Genomic DNA, 17,664 nt, shown 5'->3' on the forward strand with positions numbered 1-17,664 from the left:
CTATTCTGTGATCCAAAGGTGTGCCGCGACGCCATCGCCCGCGGCACGACCAGTTTACGACGCACCCGTGACGCGCCAGATCACATCACCCACGTCATCCGCCATCAACAGTGACTTGCCATCAGGTCCGATGGTGACACCGACAGGTCGCCCGTAGGCCAGCTTCTCGTCTTCGGACAGGAAGCCCGAGAGGATATCGCGCGATGGCCCACTTGGGCGCCCATTCTCGAAAGGCACAAAAATCAGTTTATACCCGCTCAGCTTGGACCGGTTCCAAGAGCCGTGCTGCCCGATCACCATGCCCGCGCCAAACCCGGGCAACGTGCCCTCTGGCATCCAGCACAGGCCAAGCGATGCGGTGTGCCCGCCAAGGGCATAATCAGGTGTGATCGCTTTGGCGACCATATCGGGGTCTTGGGGCACGCGGTCGTCCACGGTTTGCCCCCAATAGCAGTAGGGCCAGCCGTAGAACCCGTCCTCTTGCACCGATGTCAGGTAGTCAGGCGGGGTTTCGTCCCCCAAACCGTCCCGTTCATTGACCACTGTCCATAGCTTGCCCGTGACGGGTTCCCACGCCATGCCGACCGCATTGCGGAGACCAGAGGCAAAAATTCGTGCCTGCTCTGAGGCCACATCCAATTCCCAGATGGCGGCGCGCCCCTCTTCGACCTCCATGCCTTGATCTGCAATATTCGACAGAGACCCGACACCCGCATAGATCTTGGTGCCATCCGGCGAGGCCAGCAAACTGCGGGTCCAGTGGCCATGAGGTTTGAAGTCGACCAATGGCTTTCCGCTGCCTTTCAGGGCGGTGTCCCCATCAGAATAGTCGAACACACGGACCCCATCGGTGTTTCCCAAATAGAATTGGGTCCCGACCAGCGCCATACCGAATGGCTGGTTCTGGTTTTCGACAAAGACTTCGCGGATCTCTGCAGTGCCATCTCCGTCCGCATCCCGCCACAGGGTTACGCGGTTCGCGCTTTTCCCGATCGCTTTGACCCGGCGCATGGTCGCCTGCGCGGCGTGGTCCATCAATGTTTTGGGCGGGCCTGCTTGCTCTTTGGATTCGGCGACCAAGACGTCCCCGTTCGGCAGCACCTCGATCCAGCGCGGATGATCCAGACCGGTGGCAAAGGCGTTCACGGCAAGTCCCGGCGCACAGGTTGGAACGTGCCCGTCTTTCCAGCCCTCGGCGGCGGGCATCTTGAGCGTCATGATACCTTGTTTGCGGGCCAGAGGAATATCGGGTGCCTCTCCGAAAGCCTGCTTTGACGGCGCATTCATACGTCGCACAGTGGCGATCGTGCCGCCAACCAATGCTGTTGCCTTGGCGATGATATCCATCGTCTCCCCTCCCTTTTGAATTGGCATGAGGGTAGCGGATGAATTTGGTTAGCGCCAACAATCTCGTGCAACAGCGCGTTTTCGAGATTGCGCGTCATCTTTTGCCAAGCCCATTCGAGTGTTCGGTCCAGATCAGGGCAGAATGTGCCCATGACGGGCGCGGCACCCCAGAAAAAATGGCGCTGGATCGCCAGCGCCACTTTTAGTCAGTCCTCAAGCCGCATTGGTTTTCAAAGGATCACGTGATCCGGCGGATCGATGCCATGATCTCGTCCCGTTCAAAGACGGTCTTCCAATCATCACGCATCAAGGCAGGGATTCCGAACTCGATCGCCTTGTTGCAGGCGTCAGAAAAGACGCCTTCTTGGACGTTAAAGATCACCGACCCAAGGATGTTCATGTGGCCCAACAGGAAATCGCGGGCGCATTCTTCGGACACGCCGGTTTTTACAACCTCGTCCATTGCCTGTTTCATCACCACCAAAAGCGAGGCACAGACAGTTTCCGACAGGCCCGGCTCCAGATAGGCCATTTGTTCGACCGTCACGCGATAGGTTTGACGGACCGGCGCATAGATTGCTTTGGCGATCTGATCGCCGATATCGTAGTGCTCTTCGGGGCCTTGCATCAGGGCGTTCACAACGCCCTGCGGATGCGCCACGCCGCCAAAGCGGTCCAGTCGCGCGGCCTCGGTCTCTTCGTTGTGGTAGATCATCGGATGGCAGGGGTGAGTCACAAAGTAGGTGATGTCTTCGCGCTCTGGCAGGTGACCGGCAAACGGCGCCGCAGCATCCAGAATGACAACCATCGTACCGGGGTTCAACTTGTCCACGATGCCCTTGGCAACCACGCCAATCGCAGTATCCGGCACCGCCAGCAAAACAACATCCGCATCCGCAATCGCGACATCGGCCTCTACACAATCGGCGCCCACAGCCTCTTTGAGGCGCGTGCGGCCGACCTCACTGACTTCGACATGGGATACGGTGAAATCCGTCTTGGCCAGGTTCAATGAACACCGCACACCCATTTTGCCGCCTGCGCCAAATACCGCCACGTTTGTCATTTTTAAATTCTCCTCCCGAACCCCGACAGGCGGGGCGTCTTGCATAACTGGTATGATCAGATAATATTATCATCTGATTGTCAATGCGGGCAGATTGCGTTGCCAAAGTTGGGAGGAAAACCGTTGAACCCTTTGATAACGTGGTACGGAGACGACTTTACAGGCGCAGCCGCCGTGATGGAGGTGCTGGCTTTTGCGGGGCTGGACACTGTCCTTTTTTCCGATCTGCCCGACGCCGACGTGCTGGCGCGCTTTGAAAATGCACAGGCCATTGGTGTGGCATCCACTGCTCGCACCGAAGGGCCTGCATGGATGGACGCACATCTGCCCAAATCGTTCAGCTTTCTTGCGGGTCTCGGCGCACCGCTGTTGCACTACAAGGTCTGCTCGACCTTTGACTCCTCGGCCCAGACCGGAAGTATCGGCCGCGCCGCAGAAATCGGCTTGCGCGTCACCGGTGCCAAAGCGGCGCCGGTGTTGACGGCCGCACCGCAGATGCGCCGCTATCAAGCCTTCGGACATCTATTTGCGGGCACGTTCGAAGGTGTCTTCCGGCTCGATCGTCATCCGGTGATGTCTCAACATCCCGTGACACCCATGGCCGAAGCGGACCTGATGCGGCATCTCGCGGATCAGACAGACTTGCCCTCAGCGCTGATTGACCTTGAGGCGCTCTGGTCCAGCCCCGCGCCTACACTTGCCAGCGCTTTGGACAGCGGTGCGCGGCTTTTGTCGATCGACAGTATGGAAGCACGATCCGAAGCCGCAGCGGGTCAGTTGATGTGGGACAACAAAGACGATCTGCCCTTTGTCATCGGCTCTCAGGGGATCGAATTCGCGCTTGTGCGTCATTGGCAACAGAGCGGCTTGATCCCACGCGCAGAGCCACCGGGCTCTGCCGGCAAAGTCGATCAGATTGCCGTGGTCTCTGGGTCCGTGTCCCCAAGTACAGCGCAGCAGATTGATTGGGCCGTCCAGAATGGCTTTGCCCTGATCCGACTGGATGCCGCCAAGCTGATCGAGGCGCCCGATGACGCCGCAGCCTTGGTCGCCGATGTCATTCAGGCCGCGCTCAGGGCGGTATCAGAGGGCCAAAGTCCCCTCGTCTGTTCAGCCACCGGACCCGCAGATCCTGCCGTCGCCCAAGTGCGCGCGGCGGCGGCCCGATGCAACGTGCCGATGGAAACCGTGAACAAAACAATCGGCATTGCGCTCGGACAGGTTTTGGACGGCATCCTGCGCGGATCGGACCTGCGCCGTGCCGTAATTTCCGGCGGAGACACCTCTGGCCATGGGATGCGGGCTCTGGGGTTACAGGCGATCAAGGCCATTGCGCCGACCATTCCCGGCGCGTCCTTGTGCATCGGGTACGGCGGCTTGCATCACGACGGACTAGAGATCGCGCTGAAAGGCGGCCAGATGGGCAGCATGGATTTCTTTGGCTGGATCAGAGAGGGCGGCGGCGCACGCTAACCTTTGATCTCGAACACCGCAGCAGAACGCGCAAGGTGGCGGGTCATCATCTCGACCGCGCCGTCTGCGTCGTGCTTTTCGATCAGGTCGATCATCTGCGCGTGTTCGGCCAGCGTCACGTCTTCTTTGCCATTCCAGTGCAATAGGCTGACGTGATATTCGAACAGCCATTTCAACATCGCCTCGGACACCGCGACGATAATCGGATTTCCGCTGATCTGCGCAAGCCGCGTGTGGAACCGCATGTCCGCCTCGATAAAGGCGTTTGCGTCCTGCATGTTCAGGCTTTGCTCTTCGTGGATGGACCGCAGATCGGCAATGTCTTGGGGGGTGGCATTCTGGGCTGCCAGACGCACCATCCCAAGTTCAAACATCTGACGGGCTTGCTTCAGATGCTCTAGGTTCGCGGGAACAGTGCTCAGGACGAGGCGGGCAATTTCATCGGACTGGTTCAGAACAGTGCTCGCATCAATGGCATTCACCCGCGACCGTTCCCCGTGATTGATGCTGATCAAACCACTATTGTGCAAGGATTGCAGGGCCTCGCGCACGGCAGGACGGCCCACGCCGAAACGCTCCATCAGCGCCCGCTCTGATGGCATGAAATCCCCGGGCTTCAGCTCGTGGGACAGGATCATGTCACGTAGTTTGTCCAGTACCTGATCAGACAGCTTCCGCCGCACGATTTTATCGGAAGTGGCCTTCCTGCTCGACGTCGAAGCCATGGCCGTCTCTACCTCATATGACTATGAGACTGCTTTTATATACTCCCTCCTCATCCGTCCAGTTCGGGGCGGCGGGCAAGCACACCACATTGTGCACTCAAAAGGATTGGCGACACGCTCTGTTTGGCTTAGGTCTGAACGACACAGCGCGCTTATGAAAACGGCCAGCCAAACCGATATCCCCGCCGACCAGTTCGGACCGGACACTCTGATGCGAAAGGGCAAACCGTGAACCCAGAGAAATTCAAACAAGCCGCCGAAATCAATCCTCGTCTTCGCCGCGCCACGGTCCTTTCTGTGACCGACATTACCCCGCATATGCGCCGTGTGGTTTTGGGCGGAGACATGATGCAGGGCTTCCCCGAAGGCTTCGAGGGCGGCTACATCAAGCTTGTGTTTCTGGACCACCCCGCCAGCCTGCCAGACTCACCCGTGATGCGGACCTATTCGATCCGCGCCCACGACCCTGAAAACGGAGAGATCACGGTAGACTTTGCCTCCCACTCCGACACAGGCGGTGTCGCGATGGAATGGGTGCAATCGGTCGCCAGCGGCGACGAGATCGCCATCACGGGTCCGGGCAAAGTCAAAATGGTGCCCGAGGATGCCGACTGGTATCTGATCGCGGCAGACATGACCGGACTGCCCGCCGCACTGCGAAATGTTGAAATGCTGCCCGATAGCGCGCAGGGTCACGTGATCCTTGAAATCCCGAGCGCGGAAGACAAGCAAGACTTGGCTTTGCCCGATGGCATGTCGCTGCAGTGGGTGATCAACCCCGCGCCTCAGGCATTGACCCACCCCCTGCTGGACGCGATCAAATCCGCAGAGTGGTTCGACGGCGCCCCCTTTGTCTGGACCGCCTGCGAGTTCGACACCATGCGCGCGCTGCGGACCTATTACCGGACAGAACGCGGCGTGGGGCGCGATAGCTTTTACTTGTCCAGCTATTGGCGTGTCGGGCGCTCTGAGGACCAGCACAAAATGGACAAACGCAAAGATGCCAATGCCGCGGCGGCGTGACGACACAGGGCGCGCATAAGGTTTTAGCGCCTTGCCAACTGGTATGATCACCACTACTCTTTGGCCCAATTCTGGGGGAGAGAGCAGTATGTCACGCAGCACGATCAACGTCACGTATCGCATTGAAACGGCTGGGGATATCGAGGCGCTCGCTGCCAAGATCGCATCAGATCAATCGACGGGGACATTCACGGAACTCCCGAATGAAACCGACGAGGTGCGCGCGCGCTGTGCCGCCATTGTCACGCAAATCACACCCCTAGAGCCGTCAGAAACCCCGTCCTTCCCCGATCCCGACGGCACCGGCCCCTACCACCGTGCAGACGTGACCATCGCCTACCCGCTCGAGGCTGTGGGCACGGACATTGCCGCCCTGATGACGATCACCGTCGGGGGCGTTTACGCTGTCCGAGGCGCAAGCGGCATTCGGGTCAAAGACATCGAACTGCCCGATGCATGGGCCTGCCACCCCGGTCCGCAGTTCGGCATCCGAGGCTCGCGCAGGCTCATGGGTGTGGATGCTGGCCCGATGATCGCGTCGATCATCAAACCGTCGCTCGGGTTGACGCCTTCCGAAACCGCCGAGGTCGTCAGAACACTCTGCGAGGCAGGCGTTGATTTCATCAAGGACGATGAAAAGCTGATGAGCCCCGCCTACTCGCCTTTCGAAGAGCGGGTCAAAGCCATCATGCCGGTGATCCACGCGCACGCCGAAAAGACCGGCAAAAAGGTGATGTATGCCTTTGGAATTTCCTCGGCCGATCCGGATGTGATGATGCGCAACCATGACACGGTTGTCGCGCATGGTGGTAATGCTGCGGTGGTGAACATCAACTCTGTTGGATATGGCGGCATGAGTTTTCTGCGCAAGCGGTCCGCTTTGTGCCTTCATGCCCATCGCAACGGTTGGGATATCCTGACGCGCCATCCGGGGCTTGGAATGGATTTCACAGCCTACCAGAAGATCTGGCGGTTGCTGGGTGTGGATCAGTTTCAGATCAATGGCATCCGCGCAAAATACTGGGAGCCGGACGAAAGCTTTGTCGCATCGTTCAAAGATGTCATGACGCCCATGTTTCACGAAGACGACAGACCTTTGCCCGTTGTCTGTTCTGGCCAATGGGGCGGGCAAGCGGTCGATACCTATAACCGGACGGGCGGCACATTGGACCTGATGTACCTTGGCGGCGGCGGGATTCATGGACACCCCATGGGGATCGCCGCAGGGGTCCGCGCGATCCGTCAGGCATGGGACGCCGCGGCCAGCGGGCAATCCCTTGAAACAATGGCACACTCTCACCCCGAGCTTCGGGCATCACTGGAGAAATGGGGCTAAGAATCTGAGAAGCGGGGGCAACCACGCCACCCCCGCCCCAAAGGCGATCAGCTGTTGCGGATCGCGTCGTAGACCGCCCGCTCGAAATCGAGGTAGCCGACAAAGGAGGTCGGGTCGCCGAAGGGGAGGATTTGGGTCGCCCAATATCCCCCAACGCCAGCTGCGCGGTCTATCCAGTAATAGCAGTTTGCAAGTCCGGCCCATCCGATGGCACCAGCCGGGCGCCCTGTGGGCGCTTGTTCCTTGTTCACCATGAACGTGTAGGACCAGTCCTTCTCCACGCCGGGAAAGAACTCGGCGTCGTTCGAAAGAGATGGGATCACGCCCGGCAACATCGTCACCTTTTGCGGCGGGACCAAGGCCCCCTGCACGGCCCACTCCACGGTTTCCGGCTTAAGGACGCGGCCCTTCGGACCATTGCCGTCATTCAGCCACATGCGGATGAACTTCATATATTCGGGGACCGTGCCATAAAGCCCGTGACCGCCCATATCGACCTCGGGATCGTCCGGCAGCGCAAAGCCGTCCATGGGCGACAGGCCATTATCTTCGCCACGTGCATGAATGGTCGCCGTGCGGCTCTTCATGGTGTCGGTGCGGGTAAAGGCAATCTCTTGCATATCGAGCAGATCAAAGACCCGTTCGCGCATGACCTCGCCCAAACGCTTGCCACGGATGCCTTCGACGACTTGCCCGACCCAATCGATATTGGTGCCGTATTCCCACTTCGCACCGGGATCAAAAAGCAGCGGCGTTTCAATCGCCGCGCGCGTTCCAGTAACGACCGAGGGCTGGCAGTGGTCTTCTGCCATGCGCTTGTACATTTCGTTAAAAAAGTCGTATCCGAACCCTGCGGTGTGCAGCATCAACTGACGGGTGGTGACATCGGATTTGGGCGCTCTGAGGCGGGGCTGCCCGCCTGCGTCGAACCCTTCGAGCACCTGAACCTCGCCCAAGTAGGGTGCGTATTCTTTGGCCGGCGCATCAAGGTCGAGCAAACCTTCTTCGACGCATTGCAAAGCGCAGGTGCCCGCGATGGCCTTGGTCGTGGAAAAGATCGCAAAGACAGTGTCTTCGGTCATCGCATCATCTCCGAGACGGCGCTCCCCCGCCGCACCCGAGTAGATGTTTTCATCGCGGTCCGTGACCATCGCCACAACACCGGGGACCCGTGCGGGGCCCTCGCATACACCGCGTAGCACGGTGTCGAGCGCCGCAGTGAAATCCTGAGTTTGTATGTCCTTCATGGTTTCCTCCCTAGAACAACAGATCCTCAGGATGCCCGCGCGGGCCGATCCGCGCTGTCACCCATCGGCAGGCGCTGTCCTCTTTCGGAAACCGAATTACGCTTGGTGCCTGTTGGCGCGTTTGCGTGTTTGCGACGGACTCTCGCCGAACCGTTCCCTGTAGCGTCCCGCCAGCGCCCCAAAGTTGCTGAACCCCCAATTGCTGGCGATGGCTGTCACGGTTTGCTCTGGCGGTAGGGTTTTCAGGTCAGCGCGGAACCCCTCGAGCCTGCGTGCCGCAAGAAAGACCCGAGGCGAGATCCCTCTGAATTTTGCGAACCCGCCGGACAGGGTCCGTGCGGTCACACCAACCCTTTGCGCCACATCTCCGATCGCTGGGGCCTCTCGGGCCTCGGCTGCCAAGATTTCCTCGGCACGGCGCACATAGCCGGGGGCCGCGCATCGCGCGCCGTTTTCCAAAGAGAAACCAGCCGCACCGGCCCAATGGCGCAACAGTTCAACACACAGGATCTCCTCGATATGGCGGGCAATCGCGGCGCTGCCCGCCCCCTGCACCACTGACTTGGACGCATAGTCCAACAAGGGAAGCCAAGCCGACCCCGGCCCACCGAATTTGACTTTGCGCGTCCAAAGTTCGTCATCGGGAACAAATCCGAACCACCGCTCGGCGGTGTCCGCCATCGCCAGATGCGGGATGGTCAGGTTCAGCTGCATGTGATTGGCATCCCCTTCGAGCCAATAGTCCGTGCGGGAACAATCCACGACAAAGCTTTCGCCCGCACCAGTCGACACGGACCCTTGGTCGGATTTGTGATCCAACGCGCCCTGCAGGGTATTCAGCACAAGGATATTCCCCGCCTCTGGGTCAAAGCGGTCCAAATGAATACCTGTCCCGTAGGAAAACCGCGTCATGATGACCTGACCTGCATGGGCCGAGATCATCGTCGCGTCCGGCCGTGATAATCGGTCGAGAGGCCGCACCCGATAGGGCATATAAACGGACTGGCAGAAGGCGCCAACCTCGTCCCAGTCCCGAGAGCGTGTGCCATCACCGTTAAAAATAGGGGTGCCTGCGGCATCCCGAACAAGGGCATCTTCCAACAAAATCCCGCTCCTCCTCGCGATTTCGATGACTCAGTATGGTACCATACTTTCGGTACTTTCCGAACCGGACTTTAGGATGCGGGGTTCGCAGGTCTTCGGGCTGACATGGCGAATTGCGCAACCACCTGTTATGTCAGGAGCCGAAAAGCGAACCAAAGGACCGGCATATGATCCAGCCTACTTCTGACTTCAAAGCAAACTTGGCCTTGTTGCCTTCGATTGACGGCGTCGTGCGTATCGACCTGGTCAACACGGGCGGCGCTGTCGTGGACACGATCGAGAACAAGCCCGGCAAGCAAGGTTCGCTGGCGGTCTATCAGTATTTGGCCCAAACCTTTGCGCAACTCGACGCAGACGCCGCCACCCATGCGCTGGCCGTCTTTGCCGAGCATACCGAAGACGCCAAGAACCGCCCCGGCGCCCACCCTAATATCGACCGTCTGCTCGAGATTGCTGGCGGGTCCGAGCCGCTAAGCGTGAAAATCATCACCGCCTAAAACGATTTGGGTCGGCGCGCCGATGCAACGCGCCGCCCGCTTTCTGGGTCCGCTCGCGTGACCCAGCCCCTAGATGCCGCCGAGGTAGAACCCGATGGCCTCTGCCAGTTCTGTTTCTTCGTATCCGAAATGAGAGCGGACGACCTCTTCGAGTTTGCGATAGGTGTCGGACGCACGCGCAAAGTTATCCTCGCTCGGCTCTGCAATCAGCGCGTCTGCGGCGCGATCCAAGCGAATGATCAACTCGTGCACCACTTCATGCTCTGACAGCAGCTTGGCGATGATCTCTTGGAACACGCCGCCGCCCGCCGCTTTGATGCGCGGAAACATGTCGCTGCCTTCGATGTCGTGGTGGAACTTGAGCACCTGACACTCGCGCCCGCACAGGGACCCGAAGGCGCGGAAATTCTCTGCCATATCACTAGAAAGCACGATCCTCTTGAGGTCTTTCGGAGGCGTATCCCCCGCTTCGATCCGCGCGAGCACCGCACCGATCTGCGCCATTTCCATCAGATAATGACGATGGATGGCCGCCAGTTGCCGGCCTTGGCGACGATGCATATCCGTCGCGGCGGGAACCTTGGGCGCCAAAGGGCGGGCCGCTTCGTCTAGGGTGAGGTCATCCAGCGAGTGGGTCGAAAGGTCAGTCATGCTGCGAAGGAAAGCCTTTCCCAGCGTGAAGTCAAGCAGCGCCCCGAAGAGCGGTTAGCTCCCTATGCGCCCAAGATTCCCGAGGGGACCGTCTAACCCAAAGCGAATGGGACAAGCGTCTTGCGCTTGCCCCAGTTTTCGCATCCGTGGATCACGACAGGTGATGCACCTCTTGCAGGCCATAGACAGGGGTCTCGAGGCCCTCCATCCGCGCTTTGAGCTGAAGCGCCAGATACAGCGAATAGTGCCGGGACTGGTGCAAGTTGCCGCCGTGGAACCATAGGTGCTCTTGCTGGGTCGGCTTCCACATATTGCGCTGCTCGCCTTCCCACGGGCCGGGGTCTTTGGTGGTGTCCGAACCCAGACCCCAAACCTTGCCAACCTTGTCCGCAACCCCTTGGCTGATCAGGTCGGCGGCCCATCCGTTCATGGAACCAAAGCCGGTCGCCATCACCACAAGGTCCGCTTCGAGCCGCGTGCCATCGGCCAGAACGACCGCATCCTCTTCGAAGTGATCGACCTGACCTTTGACGAGCTTCACCTCGCCATCAATGATCAGCTGGCTGGCGCCCACGTCGATGTAATAGCCCGACCCGCGGCGCAGGTACTTCATGAACAGACCCGAGCCATCGTCGCCCCAGTCCAGATCAAAGCCCGCCTTTTCAAGGCCCGCGTAGAACTCGGCGTCACGCTCGCGCATCTGGTCATAGAGCGGAATCTGGAACTCGTGCATGATCTTGTAGGGCAAGGACGCAAAGACCATATCGGCCTTCTCGGTGGTCATCCCGCTGGCCACGGCCTCTTCGGAATAGAGCGCGCCGAGGCCGATCTCCATCAGGCTGTCCGACCGCACAATATGGGTCGAGGACCGTTGGACCATGGTCACGTCGGCATCAGCCTCCCACAGGGCAGCGCAGATGTCGTGGGCCGAGTTGTTGGAGCCAACCACGACGACCTTCTTACCGGTCCACTCATCGGGGCCTTTGTGCTGGGACGAATGCTGGATTGTGCCTTTGAAGCTGTCCATGCCGGGGAAATTCGGAATGTTCGGCTTGCCCGACATGCCCGTCGCCATGACCAGTTGGGTTGGCTCCAGCACCACCTTCTCGCCGTCGCGGTTAACCTCGACTTTCCACTTGCCGCTCGCCTCGTCATAGGTCGCCTTCTCGACCTCGGAGCGGGTCCAGTAGTTGATCTCCATGACCTTGGTGTACATTTCCAGCCAGTCGCCAACCTTGTCCTTGGGGGTGAACACGGGCCAGTTGTCCGGGAATTTGATGTAGGGCAGATGGTCGTACCAGATCGGGTCGTGCAGACACAGGGACTTGTACCGGCTGCGCCACTGGTCCCCGGGGCGGTCATGCTTATCCAGCACAATCGTCGGCACACCCAACTGTTTCAGACGCGCCCCAAGGGCAATGCCGCCCTGCCCGCCGCCGACGATCACCGTGTAGGGCTGGGTGTCATACCCAAGCGACGCCTCGTCCGCTTGCTTGCGTTCCAGCCAACTGCTGCGGTTTTTCTGCGCGCCATGCTCGGCCCCCATTGGGCGGCGTTTCCCGCGATTTTCCTCGTGACCCTTCAACTCTTGCAGCGCAGTCAGCAGGGTCCAGATGCGGTCGTCTTTTAAACGCATCAGACCCCATCCGCGGCCTGTCTTGGTCTCGAACGTCACCCAAGCCGTTGTGACACCGCCCTCCTCTGCGGGCATCTCTCCGGCTTGGATTTCGAAGTTCGACGGCTGGGTATGTTCCAGCTGCGCAGTCAACATGTCGGCCACGCCTTCGGGGCCTTCGACCGTTTTCAGGTTCCACGTCACCGCGACCAGATCGCGCCAATAACTGTCAGCGGCGAACAGGTCTTTGACCGCGCCGATATCGCCGGCGGCCAGCGCGGCATTCAGGCTGTCCAGCACGGTTTGTGTTCGGGTTGTCACTGTTGAATCAAGCATCGCATCTCCTCCTACGCGTGTACTTGGAGCAGAGCTTGGATGCCTGTTGGGCCAACAATCTATGGGGTTTGGGGCGATCTACGACCAGAAAATTGGTTCTGCGGCGCGGCATGTTGCACGCGCAACGCCGCGCAACAGGTTAGCTTGGCGGGTGCAACCCCGCTTTGCGCAGCCGCCGCAGAACAGTTGAGCGGTTCACGCCCAATCGGCGCGCAGCGCGGGACATATTCCACTCGCAGGCTTCCATGATTTGCTCCAGCGACTCCTCGGGTTCTGCGCTGCGCTCCTCGACAGGGGCGGGCAAGTCGGGCAGGTCGATCACATTGCCCTCGGCCATCGCCAAGGCCACATCAAGCACCTGCTCTAGTTCCCGCAAATTGCCTGACCATGACCGGCCTAACAAATCCGCTCGCGCCGAGGGCGACAGCCGTACCTCCTCGGCCGTGCGTCTGCGAAGGATCCGCTCGACCAACCAGCCAAGGTCTTGGCGCTGCCGCAAAGGCGGGACCGCCAGCACGCTTCCCGTCAACCGATGAAACAGCGGGCGCGGCAGATCAAGTTCAGCAACAGGCAAACAACTGGTCACCAAGGGTCGTAGATCTGGTGCCGAGTCCAACAAAGCGGTCAATGGCGCGGCGCAGGCTTCTGGCAATTCCTCGATCCTGCGCAGCAGAAGTGAGGCCGCCCCGCAGATCTGGCTTTGCATCTGGATCAGCCCGTCCGGTGTGATCATCGAACATTCCAAACTGACAAAGCCGTTGGCCCCGCTCGCCATATGCAGCGCCCGCGCCAGCTTGGTCTTCCCTGTCCCCGTCTCGCCTGTGATCATCACAGGAACGCTGGTGCGGGCAATCTTCTCGGCCTGCTGCAAAAGCCGCGTCATTACCGGATCGCCGCCAGACAAACCCGCAACCGCCCCACTCTGCCGTGCGGGCCGCGCCGTCCGCGTGGTTTGCGGGGCAATAGCGTGGCCAAACAGCGCGCCCCCATCCCGCATCTCGACAATCCGCTCTTCGGTCGGACGGTCACGCATCAGATCGGGCAGATCATCGACGGACAATCCCAAAGCCTCTTCAATCCGCTGCCCGATGATCGCCGCGCCATCGGGAAACAGCCGGCGCGCCCCGCGGGTGTAGCCAATGACCCGCCCGGACCCATCGAGCCGCACGGCGGCCTCCGGGTCCACATCCAGAAACTCGGGGCTAGAAGACAGCCGGAGCACCCAGTCCCGACGGCTCTCTGCCATCAGGTTCGCCATCTCGACCCGCCGCGCGGCAGATGTCACAAGGTTCATAGCCAAGTTCTGACTACTCTTTGGCGTCGGGGACCGCAGCAGCGAAATATCCAGCACCGCCGCCAACTGCCCCAAGCTGTCAAAGATCGGCGCCGCCGTGCAGGACAGCCGAGTATGAGCATTCCCGAAGTGGTCATCCTGATGAACGGTCACGGGCTCCTCGGTCACGATGCAGGCCCCTACCCCGCAAGTGCCCGCCAGATCTTCTGACCAGTTTGACCCCAAATACAGCCCCGCACTGCGCAGATCATCCACGAAAAGATCATCGCCAAAGAAGTCGACACAGACCCCTTTGGCATCGGTCAGCAATAGCACGTAGTTCTGCCCCGCCACCTGCCGAAACAGGCTCTGCAACCCAGACCGCGCCGCACCGATCAGCCATTCGGCCTGCTTGCGATGCTCGCGCAACTCCATCTCGGTCACGATATGAGCCGGATCGGTCCGCGTCGGGTCCATGCCATATAGCTCAACACACCGTCGCCACGACGCCGAAACAAAACTGTCTCGCCCCGTCGCGCCGCCTCCGAGAACTTGCTCGATTTCCTGAACGTGCCGCTGATCCCCCATCGCGTTCTCCTCCCCGCGCGACAGCATAGGCGAGAACTACAGAGAATCCGTCTCCAACTTTCGTTCTAGGCGAAGGCCTGCCAATCGCTCTCGCTCTGAGGTCGTCAGCCAAGCCCACGCTGCTCTAGACGCCACACTACCCAAAGATTAAGACTGCGTGACGCAATGCCATCTTAGATTGCGCGCCCCGACATACGATGAAGTTTCCAACAAGCGAGCCAGCATGTACTACTTTACCACCTTCGACGTCACGACTGGAATTTGGGATACCGACGGATCGCTTGTTCAAAAGTCATACGATCACCTCACCATCTATTCGCCAATCTACTGGGGGCAGCTCGACCTTCAGCGCGAAAGTAACAGCGCATCTCTGGATGTCGGGTTTCTGAATACATGGGGCAGCGGCGCAACCTATTCGAGTGTCTCTTCAAACTTTCTGACCGAGAGCCTGAACCTTGGCGGAGACCCGTCGGAGGATGGTTCACCGGGCGCATTGCAAATCACCTTAGAGGGTGAATTTTACCTTGCCGAAGTGACAGACGGCGGTGCCCCCGACGACCGCTTCCGCACACTGGTACTGGAGTTCGAATACACTCCAGTCGTCAGCGATGGCTACCGGCACACCTTGCTTCTGGAGATTGAAGGCGATGAACTGTCCATGTACGAAAATTACGTATCTGAAGTCGGGCCAGCCACAATTCCCAACTCGGGTCTGAGCTACGATACATGGGACATGCTTCGATATTATGAGGGTGGCGCAATCAGCGAACCAGACGCGCCAGGAATTAAGTGGCGCGGTGATAGCGGAATGGACTTCGTTGGCGGTCAAGACGAAAGCGACACGTTGAACGGTGCCGGTGGCCGTGATTGGCTGAATGGCGCCGGGGGTCACGACCTATTAATCGGTGGGACAGGAGATGACACTCTTTTCGGAGATAGCGGCAACGATACGCTGCGCGGGTCCGCAGGATCGGATTGGCTCGTAGGCTCCACCGGTAATGACAAACTCCTTGGTGGAGGCGGCGCTGACCGCATCGACGGCTGGCAGGGAAAAGACATTATCCAAGGCGGGGCTGGTTCCGACGAAATCGACAGCGGCGGCGCGCGTGACAAAGTCCGCGGAAATGGTGGCCATGACACGATCAAGCTTGGCACAGGAAGTGACAAAGCCTATGGCGGTAAAGGCAACGACGACATCTCTGGCGAACAAGGCAATGATTTGCTTCTTGGCCACGCAGGACGCGACTTACTGAATGGCGGCGCCGGGAACGACACGCTGAATGGCGGCGCTGGAAACGACAGCCTGTATGGTGGTTCTGGTGTGGATACTTTTGTCTATAGCCGAGGCTTAGACATTATTTACGACGCTGAAGCTACGGACTTGCTCATCATCGAGTTTGACGAATTAACCAACGACGACATCCGTTCTGATCTGGACAGCTATGGCACAGAGTTTGGGGCAGATGTACTTCTGTCTTTCTCGGATACCGACATCCTAGAAATTCGCGATACGACAATTTTAGAGCTGAACACGATGCTTGTGTGAAAAAGGCCTACCCTGAAGGGACCGATTACCGATTCTTCAGAGTACCTAGCAATAGAATGTTCGGCTCAAAAAGAAAGGTATACACCTGAACTGGGGTAGCCTCGGCAGCAAACTGTCCAAGCTTCCGAAGATCGCTGAGATCCGTAGACAACTCCTAAAAGCGAGGCCGAACTCTTTATCCGGCCCCGCAAATACATGCGTTGAACGGATTTTACCCCTTCGCGCCTTGTCCGCGTGCGTAGATATCTTCGCAGCGGATAATGTCATCTTCGCCGAGGTAAGAGCCGGTCTGAACCTCGATGAGGACCATGGGGACTTTGCCTGGGTTTTCCATCCGGTGGACAGCCCCGAGGGGGATGTAGACGGACTGGTTTTCCGTCACGAGCTGGACGGTCTCATTGATGGTCACTTTAGCGGTGCTCTTGACAACGATTCAGTGCCCGAAGCGGTTGTGGTGGGACTGCAGAGATTGCGCTGCGCCGGGATGGACGTGGATGCGCTTTACTTGGAAGCGGCATCCGAAGACCAAGCTCTCTCACCCACCTCGTACAGATTTACGTTCGATCGAACGTATCGCCCCGCACAATGGCTCTGGGATCGTCCGTTTGTGTGCCTCGGATCGTTGCTTTTGCTCAATTATATCTGCGCCTGACATCAACGAAGAGAGCACAGTCATGGCTAGAGTCGCAACTTGGGGGTGGTACGTCCCAAGCCTATTCCCCGGTTACAGTAGCTCTGATCAGAATAACCTCGACGCGAGCGGAAATGGTCTGTCGGTGAACCCTGCGGGCTATGTCGAGTTCGATATGGTCGACGCCAACAATGACGGCATCATCTCGGACAATGACGGCTTTGACGGGACAAGCACCGCGCCTGGCGAATATGTTGACGGGCCCAACCTCTCACTCATCCCGCAGGAAATCGCGCTCTACACTGGATCAACAGTTGTCTTGAAGGGCGTCTCCTACACAGTCGATATGGAAGTGACCCTGTTCACGGACGGCACCTACGGTGTCCGGATCATGGATTACGACCTGCCCGCCGGCCACCACAAGGACGTCACCGCGATCACCTTGGGCACATGGAACGGTGTCGAGTATGGCGGGATCGTCCTGTCGGCCGTGGACCAGATGTTCATCTGCTTTGTCCAAGGCACGGGACTTCTGACACCCAACGGCAGCGTCCCCGTCGAGGCTTTGTCCGAAGGCGACGAAGTCGTTACTGCGGACGGCGGGCCCGCACAGGTGCGCTGGACCGCGCAGACCACGACCTGCGGCATGGGGGCGAATGCGCCGATCCTGTTCCGCGCGCGCAGCATGGGCAATGAACGCGATGTCTTGGTCTCGCCGCATCACCGCGTATTGGTCAAAGGCGCAGAGGTTGAAATGCTCTTTGGTGTCCCAGAAGTTCTGGTGGCCGCCAAAGATTTGGTGAACGGCACGACCGTCCAGCGTGTCCCGCGCCGCGCCGTGACCTACGTGCACTTTGCCTGCGACAAGCACGAGATTGTCAGCGCCGAAGGCATGCTGACGGAAACGCTCCTTCCGGGCACACAAGCCATGGCGATGATGTCGGCTGGTGATGCCGCGCGTCTGGTCGCGACCTTTCCGGCGCTGCGCAGAGGGTGGACAGCATACGGCCCGGCCGCGCGCATGTGTCTGAAATCCGCCGAAGCGCGACTGCTTCGCACTCTGGTCGCAGATGACGTCCGGCTGAGCGCCTGAAGCGCTTTTCAGCGACAATGATCTCTATCAAATTGAGCGCACGTCAGATTTGAAGTTATTTTTGGGCATCAAAGTCGAAATGCTGCGGCGCCTGATATTATTTAGTTTTAATT

At 59.3% G+C, this 17,664-nt stretch carries 14 protein-coding genes and 1 pseudogene; 6 read left to right on the plus strand and 9 right to left on the minus strand.

The features are described from left to right. Positions 1-54 precede the first annotated feature (54 nt). A complete protein-coding gene (locus tag AB9K37_RS06165) occupies positions 55-1,347 on the minus strand; it encodes a sorbosone dehydrogenase family protein (RefSeq protein ID WP_369836073.1) in 1,293 nt (430 codons plus the stop codon). 238 nt (positions 1,348-1,585) lie between these two features. After that, positions 1,586-2,413: a phosphogluconate dehydrogenase C-terminal domain-containing protein gene (locus AB9K37_RS06170; protein ID WP_369836075.1), complete on the minus strand. Its 828-nt coding sequence runs from the start codon at positions 2,411-2,413 to the stop codon at positions 1,586-1,588. Positions 2,414-2,536: 123 nt separating this feature from the next. On the opposite strand from AB9K37_RS06170, the gene AB9K37_RS06175 reads away from it, so the two are divergent. After that, positions 2,537-3,886 carry a four-carbon acid sugar kinase family protein gene (locus AB9K37_RS06175; RefSeq protein ID WP_369836077.1) on the plus strand — a complete coding sequence of 450 codons (1,350 nt, stop codon included), beginning with the start codon at positions 2,537-2,539 and terminating at the stop codon, positions 3,884-3,886. Here AB9K37_RS06175 and nanR read toward each other — a convergent pair. Continuing rightward, positions 3,883-4,611, minus strand: coding sequence for a transcriptional regulator NanR (gene nanR, locus AB9K37_RS06180; RefSeq protein WP_369836078.1), 729 nt, complete (start codon positions 4,609-4,611; stop codon positions 3,883-3,885). The two genes, AB9K37_RS06175 and nanR, sit on opposite strands and share 4 nt — an antisense overlap. A 228-nt stretch (positions 4,612-4,839) precedes the next feature. Between nanR and AB9K37_RS06185 the strand changes: the two genes are divergently transcribed. Both AB9K37_RS06185 and oiaX read left to right on the plus strand, forming a co-directional pair. Next, entirely contained in the window at positions 4,840-5,634 is a 795-nt protein-coding gene (locus AB9K37_RS06185; protein WP_369836080.1) for a siderophore-interacting protein, read from the plus strand. Between the two features lie 88 nt (positions 5,635-5,722). Continuing rightward, a complete protein-coding gene (oiaX, locus tag AB9K37_RS06190; protein WP_369836082.1) occupies positions 5,723-6,970 on the plus strand; it encodes a 3-oxo-isoapionate-4-phosphate decarboxylase OiaX in 1,248 nt (415 codons plus the stop codon). Between the two features lie 47 nt (positions 6,971-7,017). Here the strand turns inward: oiaX and AB9K37_RS06195 are convergent, their stop codons facing one another. Further along, complete coding sequence (locus AB9K37_RS06195; protein ID WP_369836083.1) at positions 7,018-8,217, minus strand: serine hydrolase domain-containing protein; 1,200 nt, start codon at positions 8,215-8,217, stop codon at positions 7,018-7,020. A gap of 96 nt (positions 8,218-8,313) precedes the next feature. Next, the gene (locus tag AB9K37_RS06200) at positions 8,314-9,321 is read right to left on the minus strand and encodes an AraC family transcriptional regulator (protein WP_369836084.1); all 1,008 of its coding nucleotides are present in this window, start codon (positions 9,319-9,321) and stop codon (positions 8,314-8,316) included. 167 nt (positions 9,322-9,488) lie between these two features. Here AB9K37_RS06200 and AB9K37_RS06205 point away from each other — a divergent pair, with 167 nt between their 5' ends. Next, the gene (locus AB9K37_RS06205) at positions 9,489-9,818 is read left to right on the plus strand and encodes a DUF2322 family protein (RefSeq protein WP_369836086.1); all 330 of its coding nucleotides are present in this window, start codon (positions 9,489-9,491) and stop codon (positions 9,816-9,818) included. A gap of 69 nt (positions 9,819-9,887) precedes the next feature. Here AB9K37_RS06205 and AB9K37_RS06210 read toward each other — a convergent pair whose 3' ends face one another. The 3 genes from AB9K37_RS06210 to AB9K37_RS06220 all read right to left on the minus strand — a co-directional run bounded on the left by AB9K37_RS06210 (position 9,888) and on the right by AB9K37_RS06220 (position 14,281). Further along, positions 9,888-10,469, minus strand: a complete 582-nt coding sequence (locus AB9K37_RS06210; protein ID WP_369836087.1) for a hemerythrin domain-containing protein — start codon at positions 10,467-10,469, stop codon at positions 9,888-9,890. Positions 10,470-10,620: 151 nt separating this feature from the next. Beyond that, positions 10,621-12,420 (minus strand): NAD(P)/FAD-dependent oxidoreductase, encoded by a 1,800-nt coding sequence (locus AB9K37_RS06215; RefSeq protein WP_369836089.1) that lies wholly within the window; start codon positions 12,418-12,420, stop codon positions 10,621-10,623. A 139-nt stretch (positions 12,421-12,559) separates the two neighbouring features. Further along, positions 12,560-14,281, minus strand: coding sequence for a sigma-54-dependent Fis family transcriptional regulator (locus AB9K37_RS06220; protein WP_369836091.1), 1,722 nt, complete (start codon positions 14,279-14,281; stop codon positions 12,560-12,562). Positions 14,282-14,504: 223 nt separating this feature from the next. On the opposite strand from AB9K37_RS06220, the gene AB9K37_RS06225 reads away from it, so the two are divergent. After that, positions 14,505-15,827: a calcium-binding protein gene (locus AB9K37_RS06225; RefSeq protein ID WP_369836093.1), complete on the plus strand. Its 1,323-nt coding sequence runs from the start codon at positions 14,505-14,507 to the stop codon at positions 15,825-15,827. Between the two features lie 211 nt (positions 15,828-16,038). Here the strand turns inward: AB9K37_RS06225 and AB9K37_RS06230 are convergent. Next, positions 16,039-16,362: pseudogene (locus tag AB9K37_RS06230) on the minus strand (cupin domain-containing protein); the annotation flags it as partial. Between the two features lie 139 nt (positions 16,363-16,501). Here AB9K37_RS06230 and AB9K37_RS06235 point away from each other — a divergent pair. After that, entirely contained in the window at positions 16,502-17,551 is a 1,050-nt protein-coding gene (locus AB9K37_RS06235) for a Hint domain-containing protein (protein WP_369836095.1), read from the plus strand. Positions 17,552-17,664: the final 113 nt, after the last annotated feature.

Origin of the sequence: Donghicola sp. XS_ASV15 (genome assembly GCF_041224595.1) — a bacterium.
Taxonomy (GTDB): Bacteria; Pseudomonadota; Alphaproteobacteria; order Rhodobacterales; family Rhodobacteraceae; genus Donghicola.